This window comes from Gemmata obscuriglobus (genome assembly GCF_008065095.1).
Classification (GTDB): Bacteria; Planctomycetota; Planctomycetia; order Gemmatales; family Gemmataceae; genus Gemmata; species Gemmata obscuriglobus.
Window position 1 is genome coordinate 2015885 of the sequence record NZ_CP042911.1, and the last position, 20478, is coordinate 2036362.

A 20478-nucleotide genomic window follows, 5' to 3' on the forward strand; every position below is an offset into this window, starting at 1 on the left:
CCGCTCACTCCCACCAAAACGCTGCCAGCTTTGGTGTGACTCCTGCCGTCACAGAGTCCGCGAACGGCCGGGCACCGGTCGTTTGTTCCGTTTATCACAGACGCGCCCGTTCGCACATCGGGCAAGGAGCGGTTAGAGGATGTCGGAACTGTCCGAACCCACGGAAAACGCGTTCGGTTCGTCACCGCCCCCGAGCGCGCTGGAGTCGCCGTCCCTCTTCAGCCCCGGGGCGACGGAAGAGGCGGCCACGGCTTACGAAGTCAAGTTCCTGCTGACCGAGGCCGAGGCGGCGGAAGTCGCCGCCCGCGTTCACGGCCGGCTCGCGCTCGATCCGTACGCGGACCCCGCGATGGGGAACGCGTACCTCACGACGAGCGTTTACACCGACACGCCGAACTTCGACGTGTTCTACCGCACCGACGGGTACGACCGCGACAAGTTCCGCGTCCGCCGGTACGGTGCCGTCGGCCCGGTTTTCGTCGAGCGCAAGACCAAGAACGGCGACAAGGTGCGCAAGCACCGCGCCCGCATCAATCCGGACGACGTGAGCGAACTCGTGGCGAGCGAGCTCAACGGCGAGTGGGCGGGCGAGTGGTTCCACAGCCAACTCCTGCAACTGCAACTGAAGCCGGTGTGCCGCATCGCCTACGAGCGCGTCGCGTACCTGGGCACCGCCGACGGCGGCACCGTCCGCCTCACCTTCGACCGCAACGTGCGCGGGGTGCTTCTGTCCGAGTGGAAGCTGGAGCCCGTTGGCGCCGTGGCCCCGCTGCTAGACCGTGTGGTGTGCGAGTTCAAGTTCCGCAACACGATGCCGGCGCTGTTCAAAGGGATCGTCGCGGACCTCAAACTGACCCCGACGCCGGTGTCGAAGTACCGGACGTTCGTGCGCGCCACGGGACTGGCCCCGGTGAGGTCGGAGAATGGCTAAGCAGGGGCCGGAGGTTCCGTTCGAGGCAACGACCGAGTTGCCGGCGCTCACGGCCGAAGACATCGCGCTGCGACTCGTGTTCGCGGCCGGGTTCGGGATCGCGGCCGGGGCGGCGTACTACATCACGCAGCGAAAGGGGCGGGCGGAGTCGGCGTCGTTCGTGGCGACGATGGTGCTGCTGGCGATCTTGCTCGGGATGGTGAGCATGGTGATCGGCACCAACATCGCCCGGGCGTTCGCGCTGGTGGGAGCGCTGTCCATCGTGCGGTTCCGCACGGTGGTCGAGGACACGCGCGACACCGCGTTCGTGATCTTCGCCGTGGTGGTGGGCATGGCGGCCGGGTCCGGGGCGTACCTGGTGGCCGCAATCGGCATCCCGATCGTGGGTTTGGTGGCGTGGCTTCTTGCGTACTGGGGTCGGAGCGGCGGGGCGCCTCCCCGCGCGACGCAGCAACCGCCGACGACCGTGGTGGTTCGCGTCGGGATCGGGGTCGATCCCGATATGGCGCTCGCCGCGGTGTTTGCCAAACACACCAACGCGGCGGAACTGGTCGCGGCCGGAGTCGTGCGGCAGGGGACGGCACTGGACCTGACGTACTCGCTCCGGTTGCGAACCGGTGTGCCCCCGCTAACGCTCATCAGCGAGTTGAACCGCACGGAGGGGGTTCAAGGGGTGGACTGGAAGGCCGAAAAGTGACCCGGTCGGTGCTCACACCTTTCCAAGCACGAGGTCCACGACCCAACAGCCGCGGACGTGTGTCGCTCCCGCGTCGCGGCAGTGGGTCAGGATGTGCGCGTTATCGCAGCCTGCGTCCTGGAGCGCGTCCGCGAGTATCGGCATCGGGCCAAAATCGCCGGACTCATACACCAGGTTCGAGATGGCGGTGACCGTACTCGTGAGCCAAGACGGCTGAAAGAAGGGAACGCCGGCTTTTGTCAATTCGGTATCCCCGGACCGTCGTAAGGGGGCCGAGGCAATCATGTTGACAAATCCCGTCGCTTTGGCGAGCCAGCTCGAAATGGTCGATGCCGGTTTCGGGGCGACCGGCGGAAACGGCCGCCCAACGAGACAGTGGAGCGCGCCTACACACCATTGCCGTGTTGCAGAATTCAAACCAGAACCGTCGATTATGTTGATGACCCGGTGAGCCACTTCGTCCGCATCGGCTACCCCAAGCAACAACGGGAGCGCGGCCAACTCGTCGTCGTAGTCGGGGTTTTGCCTGCTCCGAGCGAGGAGGTCCGCGACGGACTTGCCGACCGTGCTCAATTCAAGGGCGCCGTCGGCCGCGGCTTCGGCCGCCTGGATCGTTTCTGCTCCGCCGGGTAGCGACATGAGCCACTGATTCTTCCGGCAGCACGCGCAGACGAACAGGCGCAACTTGCGCGATGAGATCTTGCCTTGCACCCCACGCAACATTTCGCGCGGTTCGGTACACAGGAGCCACTCCGCTTCGGTCATGGCGCGTCCCTTAGTTCGGTCAGCCGGTCCCGGGCCTCGCCCTGAATGAACTGCCGCACACGTGCGTCGTCCGCTTGGGCCAGGCCCGTTGGCGGGCCGTCGTAGAGGATTTGCTTCTCGTCTGAGCGGAGCCGCGAGCGCGGGTACAGCATTACCACGCGGCTCGCGCACTTCTCGACCGTCCGTAACTCGTGCGTGACGATCACGGACGTGACCGGGCGTCTGCTCCGGGTTTGCAGGATCAGCTCGTTGATGACGTCCGTCATGATCGGATCGAGCCCGGTGGTGGGTTCGTCGTAGAGCATCACGTCGGGGTCGAGCGCGAGCGCCCGCGCGAGCCCCACTCGCTTCCGCATCCCACCAGACAGCTCCGCGGGCATCTTGGGTTCGACGCTCGCCGGCAGGCCGACCTCCAGCACACGCTCGCGCACACGCGTGCTAACGTCCGCTTCCGCGAATCCGCCTTTCGCACGCAGCCCGAACGCCACATTGTCAAACACGTTTAGGCTGTCGAACAGGGCCGCCTGTTGAAACAGAAACCCTATCCGTAGGCGGAGTTGCGTCAGATCGCGTTCCGAGAGTTTGTGGAGCGGCTTGCCCTCAAACAGGATCTCGCCTTCGGTCGGTTGGAGCAAGCCGACGATGAGCTTCAGCAGCACGGTTTTGCCGCACCCGCTTTCGCCGATCACGCAAAGCGTGTCCTGGGGCATGATGTCCAGGTCCACGCCCTGAAGCACCGTTTGTGCCCCGAACCGAACGGTCACGTTACGCAACCGAACCACCGGCTCTGCGTCACTCATTGCCGGCCCCCGAAGTACGCCCGGTCTCGCGCCTCGTACCCGGTGTAACCGAGAAGGTCATACAGTTCAGAACGCGTTTGCATTTTGGGAAGGCTGCCGGTTTGTGTGCCACTTTGCATCAAGTCGCGGAGGGTGTCCTCGGCGGCCTTCATTGCCACGCGGAACGCGGTGAGCGGGAACAGCACCAGCCGGTATCCCATTTCGCCGAAGGTTTTAACGTCCAGGTACGGCGATTTGCCGAACTCGGTCATGTTCGCCAGCAGCACGGCCCCAGGTAGCGCTTTCGCGAACCGCTCGAACTCGTCGCGGGACTCCATCGCCTCCGGGAAGATCGCATCGGCGCCCGCGTCCAAATACCGCTTCGCGCGATCGAGCGCGTCATCGAAGCCGTTCACCGCCTTGGCGTCGGTTCGCGCCATGATGACGAAGTCCTTATCCCGCTTTGCCGCGACCGCCGCCCGGATCTTGGCGGCCATCACTTCGGCGCTCACAACCGATTTCCCGGAGAGGTGACCGCACCGTTTGGGCATCTCTTGATCTTCAAGGTGAATCCCCGCGGCCCCCGCCGCCTCAAACATGCGGACGGTTCGCTCAACGTTAAGTGATTCGCCGAAGCCCGTGTCCGCGTCACAGAGCAGGGGGAGGGTGGTGGCTTGCGCAGTGAGCTGGGCGGCTTGGGTGAACTCGGTGAGCGTAAGTAACCCGATGTCCGGGACGCCACTACCTGCGGAAAGAGCCCCCCCGGAGAGGTAGACGGCCGAAAATCCAAGTCGCTCTGCCATTTTCGCAACGAGCGGATTGAACACACCAGGGAGGGTGAGAGGGCCGCTCATCCACGCCGCCCGCAATCTCGCCCCTGGCGAGAGGGAATTCGTGTCGAAAGACATTGGGTTTCTCACGTGGCGAACAAGTGAAATCCGCATTATCGCAGTGCGTCTGCGAACACGAAGGAAGAAATTTCGGAAAGCTGAGATTCGTCGGAAGTCCTTTGAGGGCAATGTGTCCAGATCGATGTGTTAGCCGGTGAGCGGGGCGGAGATTTACCGCACCCTTGACACTTCGAGGTCCCACTTTAGAATCTCCCAAGTGCAATCCCACCCCATGAGGTGTGCGTTGATTACCCGATTAATGGAAAAGATGATTCCGCCGTTGTGCGGATAGCTCTCCCAACAACTCGGGTGTTGAGGGGGCCAAACCAAATCGGTTTGGCTTTCGTGTTTCATGGGGTTGTTATTGGGTGCGATAACGCGCGTGTAGCTCAGTTGGTACGAGCACGTCGCTGATAACGACGGGGTCCCTGGTTCAAATCCAGGCACGCGCACCTGTTTTTAAGTATATGGCGGGGGTGTAGCTCAGTTGGTAGAGCGCCTGCTTTGCAAGCAGGATGTCAGGGGTTCGAGTCCCCTCTCCTCCACACCACTGATGGTAGCCTGATCTGATGCCTGGGAAGTGGTGACAGGTGTCTTAAGCCGCAACGACCCGCAAGCGATTTGCGAAAAAGTGAAGAAGAAAAATTGCGGGTCAGGTTGACGAGCGAATGGTCGCCGCTAGTATTGAGGATGTCGCAACGTTATGTTTGATAGGACGTTGCGACAAATTGATGTGATGGTGGTCGAAAGTTGGACTTGCATCATTCGACAGGGTGAGTAAGTCGTTTGGGTTGCTGTCCTACTTCAAATGAAGTGGTTAAGTAGCCCAATATTCGCGGACAGTTAAGCTGCCCGTTAGTAGCGGTCTTTGACAACGTGGTGAAGCAAGTTAAGTTGCATCTTCGTCGGTGCCGCTTGCGGGTCGTCTGGGTGCGGCGTCGCTCCTTCGGGTGCGGGGTCGGGTCCGGCGGGTTGCGGGTGGTGGCGATCAGTGACAAGACGAGACACGAGCCTTAGAAGTGGTTGAGATAATCTCCGTGCGTGGCACATATCGGTGCCGCCGCGGAACTAGTGGTGATGCTCGACTGACGGTACCCGCTTGCCGGCGGGTGCGGTGGCCTGGGCAGTGCGGCCAAGCTAGTAAGGGCGTGTGGGGGATGTCTTGGCACCAGGAGGCGAAAGGGCGTGGAAGACTGCGAAAAGTCCGGGGGAGTTGTCAAACGAACTTTGATCCCGGAATACCCGAGCGAACGCAGGGAACTGAAACATCTCAGTACCTGTAGGAGGAGAAAGAAACCTCGATTCCGTCAGTAGCGGCGAGCGAACGCGGAGTAGCCCAAACCGGGGGTAACACCCCGGGGTTGTAGGACCGCAGTTAGGATCCGGAGTTCCAAGCTGAAGCGTCTGGAATGACGCGCCGCAGGGGGTGAAAGTCCCGTAAGCGACTGGAATGACGGCCGAGCGGTATCCTGAGTAGGACTCAACACGTGAAAGTGAGTCCGAAGCGGCGGGGTCCATCCCGCAAGGCTAAATACTCCCTGGTGACCGATAGCGTAGAGTAGCGCGAGCGAACGATGGGAAGAACCCCGACAAGGGGAGGACACTGAACCTGAAACCACATGCCTACAAGCGATCGGAGCCCCATGTCGCGAGACGGGGTGACGGTGTGCCTTTTGCATAATGATCCGGCGACTTACCGTAACCAGCGAGGTTAAGGGCCTTTGGTCCGGAGCCGAAGCGAAAGCGAGTCTTAAACGGGCGTCAAGTTGGGTGCGGTAGACGCGAAACCACGTGACCTACGCATGGCCAGGATGAAGTGGGGGTACAACCCCATGGAGGACCGAACTCATTTGGGTTGAAAACCGATGGGATGAGCTGTGTGGGGGAGTGAAAGTCTAATCAAACGTGGAGATAGCTCGTTCTCTCCGAAATAACTTTAGGGTTAGCGTTCGGATAGTTGGCCGTGGGGGTAGAGCGACTGATTGCGAACGGGGGCCTACCCGGCTACCCGTCGCAGCCAAACTCCGAATACCGCGGTTCAAGTCCGGGCAGCTAGACGGTGGGGGATAATCTTCATCGTCGAGAGGGGAACAGCCCAGATCGCCCGCTAAGGTCCCAGAGTCGTGCTCAGTGCGAAAGGAAGTTGGGCTCCGGAGACAGCCAGGATGTTGGCTTAGAAGCAGCCACCATTTAAACAACGCGTAATAGCGGACTGGTCGAGGAGCCCTGCGCCGATAATGAACGGGACTCAAGCACGACACCGAAGCGGCGGGTGCAGCAATGCACGGTAGGAGAGCGTTGGGTGTGCGGCGAAGCGGTACGGGCAACGATCCGTGGAGCGCACCCAAGTGATTATGCCGGAATGAGTAGACGATAAAACGGGTGAGAATCCCGTTCGCCGTAAGCCTAAGGGTTCCTGGGGAAGGTAAATCCGCCCAGGGTTAGCCGGTGCCTAAGGCGAGGCCGAAAGGCGTAGCCGATGGGGAGCAGGTTAATACTCCTGCGCTCCTCGCGTAACACGGGACGCCGGTCCGAAGCAGTGTAGGCTAATTAGATTGCCTCAGGGCGCTTATGATCCCGATATCTGCTGAGGGCCGGCCGAGAAAACCGCGCGAGAAACCGTACTAAAACCGACACAGGTAGGCGAGATGAGTATTCTAAGGCGCTCGAGAGAACGCTCGTGAAGGAACTCTGCAAGTTAAACCCGTAACTTCGGGAAAAGGGTTGCCCACGCGAGTGGGCCGCAGTGAAAAGGTTCTGGCGACTGTTTACTAAAAACACAGGTCTGTGCGAAGGCGTAAGCCGCGGTATACAGACTGACGCCTGCCCGGTGCTGGTAAGTTAAGGGAGAGGGTTAGCCGTAAGGCGAAGCTCGCAACCGAAGCTCCAGTAAACGGCGGCCGTAACTATGACGGTCCTAAGGTAGCGAAGTTCCTTGTCGGGTAAGTTCCGACCTGCATGAATGGCGTAACGACCGGAACACTGTCTCCACGAGCGACTCGGTGAAATTGTAGTTGTCGTGAAGATGCGACATACCCGCAGCTAGACGGAAAGACCCCGTGAACCTTAACTGCAGCTTGGTATTGGGTTTAGACCCAGCATGCGTAGCGTAGGTGGGAGGCTATGAGCGGCGCATCTCGGTGCGCCGGGAGCCAACGATGAAACACCACCCTTGCTGTGTTTGAATTCTAACCCGTCGTGTGGAACGACAGGGACCGTGCTAAGTGGGCAGTTTGATTGGGGCGATCTCCTCCTAAACGGTAACGGAGGAGTGCAACGGTACCCTCAGCCCGGTTGGCAATCGGGCATCGAGCGTAAAGGTATAAGGGTGCTTGACTGCGAGCCCGATGGGGCGAGCAGGGACGAAAGTCGGCCTTAGTGATCCGGTGGTCCCGGATGGAAGGGCCATCGCTCAACAGATAAAAGGTACTCCGGGGATAACAGGCTTATCTCCTCTGAGCGTTCATAGCGGCGAGGAGGTTTGGCACCTCGATGTCGGCTCATCACATCCTGGGGGTGGAGAAGCTCCCAAGGGTTCGGCTGTTCGCCGATGAAAGTGGTACGTGAGCTGGGTTTAGACCGTCGTGAGACAGGTCGGTCCCTATCTGCTGTGGGCGGAGGATACTTGCGGGGCTTTCTCCCTAGTACGAGAGGACTGGGAGGGACACACCGCTGATGTTCCAGTTGTGGCGCTAGCCGCACCGCTGGGTAGTCACGTGTGGACGGGATAAACGCTGAAGGCATATAAGCGTGAAACTTCCCCCTAGATCAGGTATCCCGCGCGAGCGAAGGCTCCTCGTAGACCACGAGGTCGATAGGCCGGACGTGTACGCGTGGCAACACGCTCAGCTAACCGGTACTAACAGCCGACCGCTTGGCCGCACTCCCCACTCCACCGCCCGTGTCTTGATACACATGCGACTTGACGCTTCACCACGTTGTACTGATACACCGTCGGGGTAACCCGACACGAACCATGCCGGTGACCATACCCAAACGGAAACACCCGTTCCCATTCCGAACACGGCCGTGAAACGTTTGAGGCCGATGGTAGTGCGTCCAGCGCGAGAGTAGGTATCGCCGGCTAATTACAATGAAGCCCCACACGGTTAAAACTGTGTGGGGCTTCTTCGTTTTTCCGCCTTGATCTATCGACCACTGCGGGAACCGTCCGTGCCCATCGCTCGGGCAAATGCTAGGAAGTCCATCGTTCAGCCGATATCAGCGAAATCGCTACGCACATGTGCCGTGATTGCAACCCCTCTCGCTGCTCTTAGCTCGGGATACTCTTGAGCCGCAAATGCAAGTGGTCGCCGTGACTTGAGGCAGTGCGGCCACGGCTCACGGGAACCGAACTCTGTACTGAATTGTTGCGAGCACAATTCTGGTGTTCCGGGGGGGGAACGCTACTCGCCTTCGAGGTCGGTGTCTTTCAAGTCTGTTAGGAACATGTGACCCGGCTTGTGTGTGATTGCGAACGGCGGTTTCGCCTGCATCAGGGCGGCTTGCGGCGTTACACCACAGGCCCAGAACACCGGCACTTCATTGTTCCGTATTTCGACGCCGTCGCCAAAATCGGGTTTCGTTATGTCACGGATGCCGATGGCGGTGGGATCGCCGAAATGGACCGGAGCGCCGTGAGCTCGTGGGAAGCGACTGCAAATCTGAGTCGCTTTCACCTCCTGTGCGGGTGTGAGCGGACGCATCGAGACCACCATCGGGCCGCTGAAGCGTCCCGCAGGCTTGCACGGGACGTTCGTCCGGTACATCGGCACGTTCACGTTCTGTTCGATGTGCCGCACCGGTACCCCGGCGGCCATGAGCGCGGTCTCGAAGGTGAAGGAACAGCCGATTACGAACGATACGAGATCGTCCCGCCAATAGCGAGTGATGTCAGTAGGTTCCGCAACTAGTTCGCCGTGTTCCCAGACCCGGTACGCTGGAAGGTCGGTACGCAGGTCGCTCCCCGGGGCGGTGAGTTTCGCCTCGGAATCGCCCGCTTCGGTCACATCAAGGAGCGGGCACGGCTTCGGGTTTCGCTGGCAGAACAGCAAGAAGTCGAAAGCCCAGTCGCGCGGCAGGATCACCAAGTTTGCGTGGACGTAACCGAGTGCGAGGCCCGGGGTCGGCCCGGTGTGGCGGCCGGCGCGGCACGCGGCACGCACATCACTGCCGGTTGCGTGGATCAGATCGTTCAACATCAGGACTCCAGGATCTCGCGAATCCGGGCGAGCGGCTTCACGTACTTGTCCCACGTTAACCCGTCGACGGTGGCGGTCTGCTGGCCCGTCACCCCATCCACGAGCGGCCCCTCTCGCACCATGATTTCGAGAATCTTGCGTTCGCAGTTCGGGTCGAAGAGGTCACCGTGCGGCGTCACCCCGCGCAGAACGTAAACGCCCGCGGCGAAGGCATAAGCGCCCCAGTTGCTGACCCCGCATACGATCAGGTGATCCGTCGGAACGCGGCAGTGAATCAGGTCGCCATTCGGGATGTTCTTGACGATCGTGTCGTGCGGGATCTTCCCCATCCCGATCTCGTTGCCGCCGTCGCCGATACCGATGGTTTCGACGAGCCGCTGCTCGGCGTTGCGCAAGAAACCCTCATCGACCGGCTTCGTGAACCCGGTGATGTCGCGGCCGCGCATTGAGTAGTAGCGTCCGTTGCTCGCCCGGCCGACGTGTTCGATTGCGAGGTAGTGTGTGGCCGACTGACCGGGCCACGCTTCGTCGAGTTGGACAACGTAACTCGGTTGATCGGATTCGTCCCGGTACTCGATGTACGCGGGCTTCAGCGTGGTTCCCTGTGCAATTGCGGCGTGCATCGCGCTCACGCATGCCTTTTGGCCGGTCAACCCGACTCGGTAGCCGAGCGGTACCAACGCGCGGAACAGGAACGCGGCGCCGAGCGGGCCGTCGGTCTCGAACGCCGGCGGGGTGGCTGTCGGGATGTAAAAGCCGGTGGTTACATCGAGCGCGGCATTAGGGGTTCCCACGAAGCTCCGGCACGCGGCCTCGAAGTCGCCCTTCGTGGCGGTAAACAGGTTGTCATTCGGATCACGTCCCAGACCGCGGTTGCCGGGGTCGGTTTGGACGGCGGCCAGAATTGCGGTCAGCTTCTCGTCGGTGGTCATGTGTGGGTGTTCAGGAGATGAGCGAACCGGCCGCGCCAGATCTTCGGCACCTCCGACTTCACCGTTACGGGGTTCTTGGACGTCGGGTGCAGGAACGTGAGGCTCCGCGCGTGCAGCGCGATCCCGTTTCCGAACGGCAGCTTGCTGCCGTACTTGTGATCGCCATAAATCGAGGCGCCGCGCGACGCGAGCTGCACCCGCAGTTGGTGCTTGCGGCCGGTGTGCGGCCGCAGTTCCAACCAGATCAGACCGTTGTGGCGCCCGCGCACCTGGAACAGCAGGCGCGCGAACTGCGCGCCGGGCGTTTCGGGCGCTACGGTTTCCACCCGGGCGTTGTCATCATCCTTCTGGAGCCAGTCTTCGAGTGAGCCGTTATCGGCGGTGACCCAGGGGCCGGGCGCTTGCGCCTCGATCACCGCCCAGTACACCTTTTCGACGCCCCCCTCGCGGAACTGTTCGCTGAGTCGCGCCGCGGCCTTGCTCGTGCGCGCGAATACCAGCGATCCACTCACCGGCTTATCAAGTCGGTGGACGACCCCGAGGAACACGTTCCCCGGCTTGTCGTACTTCTCTTTCAGGTACGCCTTAACCAGTCGATCGACGGTCTCGTCCTTACCGTCGAAGTGCGTGGTGGGCCACCCCGCCGGCTTGTTCAGCGCGAGGCAGTGGTTGTCTTCGTGCAAGATGTCCAGGCTGTCTGCGAACGACATAGGTGACATCATAGCGGGAGCGGACGACGCTCGAAAGCGATCTCCGCTTCCCAGCGGGCGGCGACGCCGAAGAGTTGCGCCTCGCCGAGTCGCGGTCCGATCAGTTGTACGGCGAGCGGCAACCCTTCTGGCGACCAAGCGAACGGGAGCGAAACCGTGGGAAGCCCGACGTAACTCCAGGGCGAGTTAAAGACCGGGTTGCCGGTCGTTTCGCTCGTTGGCGCGGCCCCGGTTGTGGCGGGGGTGAGCAGAGCGTCGTAGTGATCGAATAAGGCGTCGCAGAGCCGCGACAGCCGCTCCTGATGGGCTTTGCAGTTCGCATACTCTGGGGCCGAGATGTTCAGCCCTTCGCGCAGGAGGGCCGTCACATTCGGCGGGTAGTCATCCGGATACCGGGCTAAGCGTGGGGCGTGGTAAGCCGCTGCTTCCACAGCCATGACGGTGTTGTGTCGGCGCGTCACCTCTCCGAATTCCGCGGGCAACGGGGCGTTGCGCGCATCCAACACGTTGATCGGAATGGTGCCGTTGGTTGTTGTCGCCAGCCCCCCGACCCCCTCTAACCTTCGAGTGAGCGAGACGATTTGCTCGTGCAGGGCAGGGGCCCGTTCGTGGAAAATCCCACCGAGCACGGCGATTCGTTGCGGATCGGGCGACGTGAGCGGCGCGTAAGTGAGGTCCGGAACGCGCTCACCGGCGCTGGCCGGATCGCGTGGGTCGCGACCGGCAATGGCCTCGAAGATCCAAGCCAGTCCGTTCACGCAGTTCGCCATCACCCCGATGTGGTCGAGGCTCGGTGCCAGCGGCAGGACGCCGTCAACGCTCACCCGGCCGTGTGTCGGCTTCAGGCTGTATACCCCGCAGTAGCTCGCGGGGCGGGTGATTGAGCCGCCCGTCTGGGTTGCGAGTGCACCGAGGCACATCCCGCACGCGACCGCGGCGGCCGATCCGCTCGAACTGCCGCCCGGAGTGCGGTCGAGGTTCCAGGGGTTGCGCGTGACCGGCGGGTCGAAGCTGGCATAGGCGGTTGTGACCGTTTTGCCGAGGATGACGGCGCCCGCCTGACGCAGTCGTTCGACGCAGGTGGCGTCGCGACGGGCGTAGCTCTGCGCCCAGCGCTTCGAGCCGCACCCGGTGGGCATGTCGAACACGTCGATGATGTCTTTGATGCCGACGGGGATGCCGTGCAGCGGCCCGCGGTAGTTGTTCTGTTTCAGTTCCGCGGTGAGACGGGCGGCTTGCTCGCGCGCCCCGTCGCGGTCGATGTGAACCCAGGCGCGGACGCGGTCCTCGTACCGGTCGATGCGGGCGAGGCACTGCTCGAGGAGGTCCGCGGGCGTGAGTTCCCCGGTGCGGATGAACCCGGCGGCGTCTGTGATCGTCAGTGGTTCGGGCATTGAATGGGTTCTCGTTGGCATGACGCACAGGGCTCCCGCCCTGTGCTACGTCCGCCGGCCCCTCCGGGGCGGAAAGACAACCGTACGCGGCGCACATTTATGCGCCTTTAGCACTCGGAGGGGCGCTGGGCGAAGTGGGAGCCCTGTGCGCCAACTGCGTGTACAATGGGGCGGTCGTTCGTCCCTCCGGGGGCTCGTCCGTGCCGCAAACTTACACGCGGTTGCTGTACCATGTTGTATTCAGCACCAAGAGCCGCGAATCATGGCTCGAACCCGCGTGGCGTCCCGAACTGTACGAGCTTATCGGTGGGGGAGTGCGGAACCGAAAGGGCGAAATGCTCGCCATCGGCGGTGTGTCGGATCACGTTCACCTACTGCTTCGGTCGCCCGCGACACGATCGCTGTCCGACGTGGTACGCGATGTGAAAGCGAACTCGTCCGGGTGGTTACACGACCGCGGGGTTTTTCCGTTCGACTGGCAGGACGGGTACGGCGCGTTCACGCTGGGACCGTCCGCGATTCGCGGCGTAAGCACATACATTGAGAACCAGGAGGCGCACCACGCCCGGGCCTCGTTCGCCGACGAGATGCGGGCGATGCTGCTTGCCAGTGACGCTACGGAAGACGAGTTGCGCGATTGGGGCTAACGTCTTCCGCTGCCGCGTTTCTGGCGCCCTGTGCTACGCCCGGCGACTCCTCCGGGGTGTTAAAGGCACGCAAGCGGCGCCGCGTACGGTTGTTTTTCCGCCCCGGAGGGGCCGGCGGATGTAGCACAGGGCGGGAGCCCTGTGCGTCATGAGGTGTGAGTCGATGCAGAAGGTGAAGGTCGCGGTTCTGGGCGGGTCCGGGTACACCGCGGTGGAACTCATCAAGTTGCTGCTGCGGCACCCGGGCGCGGAGATCGCCGCGGTCACCTCGCGACAGGCCGAACACGTTGCGGACCTGCACCCGTCCCTGCTCGGCCGTCTCGACCTCCAGTGCGAGCCGTTCGATCCCGACGCGCTGAAGGCGAAGGGCGTGCAGGTGGCGTTCGGGTGCCTGCCGCACGGCACCAGCATGGAGAGCATCCCGCCGCTGCTGGACCGTGGCATCCGGGTGATCGACCTGAGCGCCGACTACCGCCTGCGTGACGCGACCGTTTACCAGGAGTGGTACAAGGAGACTCACCACGACGCCGAGAACCTCGCGCACGCCGTCTACGGTCTGCCGGAGGTGTACGGCGACACACTCGCGGGCGCGCGGCTCATTGCCAACCCCGGCTGCTACCCCCAGACCGCGATCCTGGGGCTCGCGCCTCTCGTGGCGAACAAGCTGATCGAGCTGTCCGGGATCGTGATCGACAGCAAGAGCGGCGTCAGCGGCGCCGGGCGCACGCCGAAGCTCACCACACACTTCCCGGAGTGTAACGAGAGCGTCTCGGCGTACTCGGTCGGCACCCACCGGCACACGCCGGAGATCGAGCAGGCCCTTGGCGACATCGCGGGTGCCGCGGTGTCGGTGATCTTCACCCCACACCTGATGCCGATGGACCGCGGCATCTTCAGCACCATTTACGCAACCCCCACGAAGCCGGTGAGCGAGGCCGAGCTAACGGCACTGTACCGCGGCTACTTCGCGGGCAAGCCGTTCGTGCGGGTGCGCACCGCGCCGCCCGCGACGAAGGACACGACCGGTACGAACTTCCTCGACGTGTGCGTGAAGGTGGTGCGGGGTAAAGTGCTGGTGCTCGCGGCCGAGGACAACCTGATCCGCGGCGCGAGCGGGGTGGCGGTCCAGAACTTCAACCGCGTGTTCGGGTTCCCGGAGACGACAGGGCTTCTGTAATGGACCTGCTGGCGCAACACGAGGCGTTCCTGCGGGCGATCTACGATACGCCCGACGATGACACCCCGCGCCTCGTGTACGCGGATTTCCTCCAAGAGAACGGCGAAGAGGAGCGGGCGCAGTTCGTTCGCGTGCAGTGCGAACTGGCGGCCAAGAAGGGACAGCCCGAACACTTCGATCGGTTGTGGGAACTGGTCGAACAAGAGCGAACCTTGGCCGGTCGCTTACACCCCGAGCTACGGTATCTGGAGTCTCACGAACGGGAGCAATTTTGTCTCCAATTCGTTAGGGGGTTCCGGCCGGCGGGTGGCACCATTGTCGTCTCGGCGCCGCTCCTCGCGCACGCGACCGAGGAGCGGTGGCGGATCGTGCGGAGCGAGCCGGAGGCGTTCGGCGCGCGGACCCTGGCCGTCGGGGGCGGGCTCGTGCGCCCGGAGCACATCGACACGCTGTTCGCTCTGCCCGCGGCCCAGCGCATCACCGAATGGGGGCTCGGCGGGCACGTGCGCGAGGAGCGGTCGCACAGCGGCGCCGGCGCGTTCGACCTGATCGACATGGTTCAGCAGCCGGTCATCACGACCGCCGGCGTCGAGGCGCTGGCGCGGCACAAGGGCGCGCGGCGCATAACCGAACTCGACCTCCGCAACAACAACCTCGACAACGACGCGGCGCGGGCGCTCGTCCGGGCGCCGTACCTCGACAACCTGAAGCGCCTTCAGTTGCTCGAAGGGAACCGGTTCCGGGGGGCGGTGTGGCAGCAGGTGATCGCGCGGTTCGGCGAGGACGCGGTGGGGTAGCGCCGCCGGTACGAAAGGGGTTCCGATGAAGTGGCTCGTACTCGCGCTTTCGGTCGCGGTCGCTCCGCTCGCGGTGTCGGCCGCCGAGCCGAAACTGTCCGCGAAGGTGGAGAAGGTGGCGCCGCCGGACGCACTTGCGGAACCGGTCCGCAAGCTCCTCGACGAGCAGGCGCTGGTCGTCCGGGACGGCGACACCGAACTCATGACCGTGTGGTTCCGCACCGAGATCCCGGCGAAGGCTACCGAGGAGCAGATCAAGAACGGACTCACCTACCGAGAGATTTCCGAGGGGACGCTCGTCGGAGCGGTCCGGTTCCCGGAGAAGTTCACCGACTTCCGCAAGCAGGAGATCGCGGCCGGCGTGTACACGCTGCGGTTCGCCGTGCAACCCGACATCGGCGACCACACGGGCACCAGCCCGCACCCCGAATTCTGCCTCATGAGTCAGGCGAAGGAGGACGGGCGTGCGGACGCGGTCGAGCCGAAAAAGCTGATCGAGATGAGCAGCCTGGTGAACGAGGGGAAGCACCCCGCGGTGCTGCTGATGTGGCCGAACAACGGGAAGGACGCCGCCCGCGTGCAGGTGGTCAGCAAGGGGAACGGCGTGTACGCCGCGACCGTCCAGCGGGCACTGGTTGCGGACGGGAAGAAGGCACAGCTCGGGTTCGCCGTGACTGTTGCCGGTGTGCGGAACGAGTAAAGTCAGGTTGGCCACAAAAACGCACAACCGAAGACAGAAGAGAGATTGGCCACAAAAAAGCACAAAGGGCACAAAAAAAGACAGAAGAGAGATTGGCCGCAAAAGCACAAAAAGAACAAAATAAGACAGAAGATAAAAGCAACGTGGCGCGTTTGAACACTTCTCTTCTGTCTTGGTATTCCGTCTTCTTTTGTGCCCTTTGTGCTTTTTTGTGGCCAACCTGCCTCTATAACTAATTGTCTCACTCTTTCTTGAGTGAGGCGGGCTTCCAGTTCAGCCCGATGGCCACGCCGCGTTCCTGCTTCGCCTGGATCGCCCATGGCGAGCCCTTGTACTTCGTCACGATCTCGCCGAACAGGGCTTGCGCCTCTTCGGCAATCTTCTTCACCTCTTTACCGCTCCGGAGCGTGTCGGCCGCCACCAGCGTGTACCCGTCCTGGCCCAGCTTCGGGTCGAGCGCCGGTACCGATTCGGTTACCAGGTTCCCGAGGAGTTTGTTGTACTCGTTCATGTACGCGAGCCGGGCCTTCAGCACGGCCAGCGCGAAGTCGTAGTGGGCCTGCCACCGCTTGCTCGGCTCTTCTTTGCGGGCGTCGGTCAGCCCCTCCAGCTTGATCAGCTCCAGTTCCAGTTCGGCGATGCTGACGGCCCAGAACTCTTGCTCCTTCTTCACGGCGGCCTTGAGGTTGTCGTTGATCGACCCGGTGATGGTGTCGCGGATGCGCGTCGCGCCGGCGCCCGGCGCCCACATCTGCCGCAACTTGCCGAACACCTCCAGCACCGCCACCCGGAGGGGGTACTTCTCCTTGTCCGCCATCACGTCGGCGATCTTCACGTCCTCGGCGTAGTCCTTCATCACGTCGGCGGGGAACGGGAAGTCGGCCAGCCCGATCTCGCTTAGGCCCGGGCGCAGCGGCGGCAGGGCGAGTTCGCGTTCCACCGATTTGACCTCGGCCGGTGAAGCCCCTTTCGGCGCCTGGGGCAGGTCGAAGCGGGCGGCGACCTTCTCGGCCGGGTCGGGTGGGGCCAGCGTCGCCGGGGCGGCCCCGGTGAGCGTCACCGTTTGCTTGCCGCCGCTGCCGGACTTCTCGGCGATGTCGCAGATCTCGTTGGTTCGCTTGGCGACGGCCGGGTGCCAGTCGTCGATCGGGAGCGGGTCCGCCGGAGTCGGGGGCGTTTTGGCGAGGCGGGCGTTGGCGACGAACCGGGCGGCTTCGAGGAACGCGCTGCCGCTGTACATCGGCCCCGCGAAGCCGTCGGGCCGCAACTGGGTCAGTTCCAGCGCGTTCTCGCCGGCCTTGCAGGTGGTCACGACCTGAACGCCGGCCGGCGGGGTGGTGAGCGCCTTGAACAGGCCCGCGCTCATGGGCTCGGACCCGGGCCGCACCTTGCCCTTCTCGGGGTTCAGCCGGCACACGTCCCACACCACCACCTTTTGCGCCGCCTTGCACTTCTTTAGCTCGTCGTAAAAGTGGTCCAGTGGGATCACGGTCTTCTGCCAGTCGTCGCCGTCGAGTTCGGCCTCGATCGGGGCGAGGTACGCCTTACCGTCCTTCTCGATCGCGTGCCCGCCGAAGTAGATGAAGACGCGGTCCTGGGCGCGGGAGGTCTTGAAGAACTCCTGGTAGGTGCCCTGGACCACGTTTTTCATTGGGAGCCGCTCGTTTTTGCCGGTCGCCGTGTCGGACAGCACGAACGTCTGGTCGTTGTCCTTGTCGCGGGGCACGCGCCAGTTGAACGCCATGTTGTTGGCGACCCCGGCCGGGCGGTCTGTGGCCCCGCCCGCGACCCCGGCGGTGAGCGGGTTCAGGTACATGTATTTGGTGACGGAGATGAACAGCATCCGCCGCGGCAAGGTGGCGTTGGCCCCCTTCGAGGGGCCGGAGCCGCCGGGCGCTGTGCCGGGGGATTGTCCCGTGCCCGGGGGCGGATCGGAGGCGTCTTTCCCGGGCTCTTTGTTCTTATTGTTGATGGCGAGTAGGTCGCCGATCGCTTGTTCGCCGTAGAGGATGCCCGCGCCGACGAGCCCTGCGGCCAGCACAAAAAACAGCGCGACCCCAATGAGGGCGCCCGAGCCGCGGTTGCGCCTCCTGGCCCGGACCGCAACGCCGCCCTCGGCGGGGTCCAGATCGAACGCGTGATCCGACGCGGACGGCCGGGCGGTTTTCGGCTTCGCCCGGCGCGCCGGGCGGTCCGGGTCCACTGGCGTGTTGGGCACGGGTTGGGCCACCAGAACGGGTGGTGGGTAGCCCAGCGGAAGCGGGTAAGCTGCCGCCGAGAGGCCGTTCGTCTCGTAGGCCGGGACGGGGACCGGCTGTGGGAGCACGCCGGGTGTGAGTGGGACTTTGGTCGTCGCCCGGATCAGTGCTCCGCACTTCTTGCACTTCACCGTCTGGCCGATCCACCGAGCCGGGATGTTCAGTGCGTTCTGGCACTTCGGGCAGGTGGCTCGCACGGCCGATTCCATCGTGTCCCCTCCGGCGGCGGCCGCTCGCGCCAGCGGCAGTCGTGCCTTTTATCTAGAGGATACTTTACCAGATCCGGTTCCGTAAAGTCGTTCGCCGCGCGGGCCGGTCGTGTCCCGTTCGCGCCCCGAAATAAAACCCGCGCCGCGGGACAAACGGATCGGTGCTTGCCGGACGGCGGCCCACCCGACATTCTGACTGAGTAGGGGTGAACGTTGTAACATCCCGGATGCGAATACCGTTGCTTCGCCTTGCCGAGTTCCGCGGCGGTGGCCGCTGTTCCGGCGCCCGCCCGTCACGCGAGGGTTTCTGATGCAGATCGTGCTGATCGAAGGCGACGGGATCGGGCCGGAGGTGACCCAGGCGGCGTGCCGGGTGGTCGCCGCGGCCGGGGTCAAGATCGACTGGGTGAAGGCGCCGGCGGGCATCCCGGCCGCGGAGCAGTTCGGCGAGCCGCTGCCGGAAGAGACGCTGGAGATGATCCGGCGCTACCGGGTGGCGCTGAAGGGGCCGTGCACCACCCCCATCGGGAAGGGCTACCGCTCGATCAACGTCCGCCTGCGCCAGGGGCTGGAACTGTTCGCCAGCGTGCGCGCGGTCAACACGCTCCCCGGCATCAACACACCATACGAGAAGGTGGACCTCATCGTCGTTCGCGAGAACACCGAGGGGCTCTACGCCGGGATGGAGCACGAGGTGGTGCCCGGGGTGGTGGAGAGCGTGCGGCTCGTGACCCGGGCGGCCGCGGAGCGGATCGTGCAGTTCGCGTTCGAACTGGCGCGGCACCGCGGCCGGCGGATGGTGACGTTCTGCCACAAGGCCGACGTGATGCGGCTGTCGGACGGGCTGTTCCTCGAGGTGGCGCGAACGGTGGCCGAGGACTACCCGTTCATCCAGTTCGAGGAGAAGCCGATCGACAACGTTTGCCTGGAACTGGCGATGGACCCGTCGGGGTTCGACGTGCTCGTCATGGAGAACCTGTTCGGCGACGTGATTTCGGACCTCGCGGCGGGGTTGATCGGCGGTCCCGGGCCGGGGGGCGGGCTGGGGCTCGTTCCGGGCGCGAACTTCGGCAATCGGTTCGCGGTGTTCGAGGCCGTTCACGGCAGCGCGCCGGACATCGCGGGGAAGGGGATCGCGAACCCGATCGCGTGCATCCGCAGCGCGGCTCTGCTGCTGGAGCACGTGGGGCACCGCGCCGCCGGGGAGCGGATCGAGCACGCGGTGGTCAAGACGCTCCAGGTGGGCGAGGGACTGACCCGCGACCTGGGCGGCACCGGCACCACCGCGACCATCACCGAGCAGATCATCAAGAATTTGGGGGCGTAGCGAAGGCACCGGCCTGCGGTTGCGGTGTTGAATCGCTCGCGAAGAACACGGGAGGGTACCAATCGGCCCGGTGCTTCAGTCGTGAGCGGTGAGCTGACTGAGGTTCCGTCGCCCGCGAACGATGTGAAGGACTTCAATTCCGGTCGCGGTCGGGAGATAGAGTACCACGAACTTGAGGGTAGGAACTGACGGTGGTGGCGCGGAGCTGTCTGAGGTGCGGGTTCCGGACCCGCATCCGCGCTCCCGAGAGCGGCAGCGCTTCGAGCCGCTCGAGCGTGCGCTGAACGGCGTCTTGCAGGTCGTCGGCAGCCCGCGGGTTCGCGGTCCGAATGTCGGTAAGCAGGTCGAGCAATTCCAGGCGTGCTTGTGGGCGAAAATCGATGCTCATGGCTGCTCGGGCTTACTTGCCGCCCGGGCGATCGACGCCTGCCGCAGTTCGTTCCAGAACTCCGGCGTCGCCCGTACTGGTGGGCCACTGGTGAGAGACGCGAGCAATTTCGTCTCCAGTTCGGCCGGGCTCGCGAACCCGAGGGCCTCGGGCGTCATGTCTTCTTGTGCCTCCGGACGCTGGACGAGCCAGCAGACGTACTCCGAAACGGTGGCGAAACCCGCAGAGCGGGTTTTACGCTCCAACTCGTCCTTCAACTCGTCTGGCAGTGTGATTGTCATTTGTGCTCCCCTCACGTCACGATACCCGTTTTGTGGGCACGCGGTCAATCGGCGTGCTTCTGAGCAGGCGGCCGTGGTTGCGCTGCGCTTTTTACAAGCTGCGACTGCAAGCGAGCGGGCGAGCGAGTACCACTTGACGAGGCTCACGGCAGATTTTGACAGGATCGACACGATGAACAGGATTTCAAAACGACCGACCTTACGTCCGGTAAATCCTGTCGATCCTGTCAAAATCTGTCTTTGTGAATACGAGACCCACATGGGCCGAAGCGGGGCGACGGACGCCCGTCGCCCCGCCACCAGTTCCAAGGCTCGGCGGGGCTTCTCAAATCCCGCAGAGCGACCTACGAACAAGACGGTAGATCGTGGGCGCCACACAGTGAAGTGAGGGGGCG

17 protein-coding genes, 2 tRNA genes and 2 rRNA genes are annotated in these 20478 nt (G+C 63.5%); 11 read left to right on the top strand and 10 right to left on the bottom strand.

Features of this window, described 5'->3' with window-relative positions:
- Positions 1-139: 139 nt before the first annotated feature.
- Positions 140-931: a polyphosphate polymerase domain-containing protein gene (locus tag GobsT_RS08465; RefSeq protein WP_010045287.1), complete on the top strand. Its 792-nt coding sequence runs from the start codon at positions 140-142 to the stop codon at positions 929-931.
- Positions 924-1628, top strand: coding sequence for a DUF4956 domain-containing protein (locus GobsT_RS08470; RefSeq protein ID WP_010045285.1), 705 nt, complete (start codon positions 924-926; stop codon positions 1626-1628). Before GobsT_RS08465 ends, GobsT_RS08470 begins: the two co-directional genes overlap by 8 nt.
- 12 nt (positions 1629-1640) lie before the next feature.
- On the opposite strand, the gene GobsT_RS38685 is transcribed toward GobsT_RS08470, so the two are convergent.
- Genes GobsT_RS38685 through prpB form a run of 3 tightly spaced genes read right to left on the bottom strand, consistent with a single transcriptional unit; the run spans position 1641 to position 4116 of the window.
- The gene (locus GobsT_RS38685; RefSeq protein WP_010045283.1) at positions 1641-2393 is read right to left on the bottom strand and encodes a hypothetical protein; all 753 of its coding nucleotides are present in this window, start codon (positions 2391-2393) and stop codon (positions 1641-1643) included.
- Positions 2390-3193 carry an ABC transporter ATP-binding protein gene (locus tag GobsT_RS08480; protein WP_010045281.1) on the bottom strand — a complete coding sequence of 268 codons (804 nt, stop codon included), beginning with the start codon at positions 3191-3193 and terminating at the stop codon, positions 2390-2392. Before GobsT_RS08480 ends, GobsT_RS38685 begins: the two co-directional genes overlap by 4 nt.
- Complete coding sequence (gene prpB, locus GobsT_RS08485; RefSeq protein WP_330591469.1) at positions 3190-4116, bottom strand: methylisocitrate lyase; 927 nt, start codon at positions 4114-4116, stop codon at positions 3190-3192. The genes GobsT_RS08480 and prpB overlap by 4 nt, the downstream gene beginning before the upstream one ends.
- A gap of 324 nt (positions 4117-4440) precedes the next feature.
- Here prpB and GobsT_RS08490 point away from each other — a divergent pair.
- From GobsT_RS08490 to rrf, 4 genes are all read left to right on the top strand, one after another.
- Positions 4441-4514: transfer RNA gene (locus tag GobsT_RS08490), tRNA-Ile, on the top strand.
- A gap of 20 nt (positions 4515-4534) precedes the next feature.
- Positions 4535-4607: transfer RNA gene (locus GobsT_RS08495), tRNA-Ala, on the top strand.
- A gap of 585 nt (positions 4608-5192) precedes the next feature.
- Positions 5193-7944: ribosomal RNA gene (locus tag GobsT_RS08500) — 23S ribosomal RNA — on the top strand.
- Between the two features lie 96 nt (positions 7945-8040).
- Positions 8041-8148, top strand: a 5S ribosomal RNA gene (gene rrf, locus GobsT_RS08505).
- 320 nt (positions 8149-8468) lie between these two features.
- Here rrf and GobsT_RS08510 read toward each other — a convergent pair.
- The 4 genes from GobsT_RS08510 to GobsT_RS08525 are packed head-to-tail and all read right to left on the bottom strand — an operon-like array spanning position 8469 to position 12299.
- Positions 8469-9263, bottom strand: a complete 795-nt coding sequence (locus GobsT_RS08510; RefSeq protein ID WP_174263814.1) for a putative hydro-lyase — start codon at positions 9261-9263, stop codon at positions 8469-8471.
- On the bottom strand, positions 9263-10195 hold the full coding sequence (locus GobsT_RS08515) for a DUF4392 domain-containing protein (protein WP_010045272.1): 933 nt from the start codon (positions 10193-10195) through the stop codon (positions 9263-9265). Before GobsT_RS08515 ends, GobsT_RS08510 begins: the two co-directional genes overlap by 1 nt.
- Entirely contained in the window at positions 10192-10905 is a 714-nt protein-coding gene (locus GobsT_RS08520; protein ID WP_162542170.1) for an RluA family pseudouridine synthase, read from the bottom strand. The genes GobsT_RS08515 and GobsT_RS08520 overlap by 4 nt, the downstream gene beginning before the upstream one ends.
- Positions 10906-10913: 8 nt before the next feature.
- Entirely contained in the window at positions 10914-12299 is a 1386-nt protein-coding gene (locus GobsT_RS08525) for an amidase (RefSeq protein ID WP_109571205.1), read from the bottom strand.
- A gap of 200 nt (positions 12300-12499) precedes the next feature.
- Here GobsT_RS08525 and tnpA point away from each other — a divergent pair, with 200 nt between their 5' ends.
- The 4 genes from tnpA (at position 12500) to GobsT_RS08545 (ending at position 15620) form a co-directional block, all read left to right on the top strand.
- Positions 12500-12946, top strand: coding sequence for an IS200/IS605 family transposase (gene tnpA, locus GobsT_RS08530; protein WP_033200298.1), 447 nt, complete (start codon positions 12500-12502; stop codon positions 12944-12946).
- A gap of 163 nt (positions 12947-13109) precedes the next feature.
- Positions 13110-14123 carry an N-acetyl-gamma-glutamyl-phosphate reductase gene (gene argC, locus GobsT_RS08535; RefSeq protein WP_109571204.1) on the top strand — a complete coding sequence of 338 codons (1014 nt, stop codon included), beginning with the start codon at positions 13110-13112 and terminating at the stop codon, positions 14121-14123.
- Positions 14123-14920, top strand: coding sequence for a TIGR02996 domain-containing protein (locus tag GobsT_RS08540; protein ID WP_010050517.1), 798 nt, complete (start codon positions 14123-14125; stop codon positions 14918-14920). Before argC ends, GobsT_RS08540 begins: the two co-directional genes overlap by 1 nt.
- Before the next feature lie 25 nt (positions 14921-14945).
- Positions 14946-15620, top strand: a complete 675-nt coding sequence (locus tag GobsT_RS08545) for a hypothetical protein (protein WP_010050519.1) — start codon at positions 14946-14948, stop codon at positions 15618-15620.
- A 241-nt stretch (positions 15621-15861) separates the two neighbouring features.
- On the opposite strand, the gene GobsT_RS08550 is transcribed toward GobsT_RS08545, so the two are convergent.
- On the bottom strand, positions 15862-18087 hold the full coding sequence (locus GobsT_RS08550; RefSeq protein WP_010050521.1) for a zinc ribbon domain-containing protein: 2226 nt from the start codon (positions 18085-18087) through the stop codon (positions 15862-15864).
- Positions 18088-18397: 310 nt separating this feature from the next.
- Here GobsT_RS08550 and GobsT_RS08555 point away from each other — a divergent pair, with 310 nt between their 5' ends.
- The gene (locus tag GobsT_RS08555) at positions 18398-19414 is read left to right on the top strand and encodes an isocitrate/isopropylmalate dehydrogenase family protein (protein ID WP_109571203.1); all 1017 of its coding nucleotides are present in this window, start codon (positions 18398-18400) and stop codon (positions 19412-19414) included.
- Between the two features lie 133 nt (positions 19415-19547).
- Here GobsT_RS08555 and GobsT_RS08560 read toward each other — a convergent pair whose 3' ends face one another.
- The gene (locus GobsT_RS08560; protein ID WP_109571202.1) at positions 19548-19802 is read right to left on the bottom strand and encodes a hypothetical protein; all 255 of its coding nucleotides are present in this window, start codon (positions 19800-19802) and stop codon (positions 19548-19550) included.
- The gene (locus GobsT_RS08565) at positions 19799-20083 is read right to left on the bottom strand and encodes a ribbon-helix-helix domain-containing protein (RefSeq protein ID WP_010049896.1); all 285 of its coding nucleotides are present in this window, start codon (positions 20081-20083) and stop codon (positions 19799-19801) included. Before GobsT_RS08565 ends, GobsT_RS08560 begins: the two co-directional genes overlap by 4 nt.
- Positions 20084-20478 lie beyond the last annotated feature (395 nt).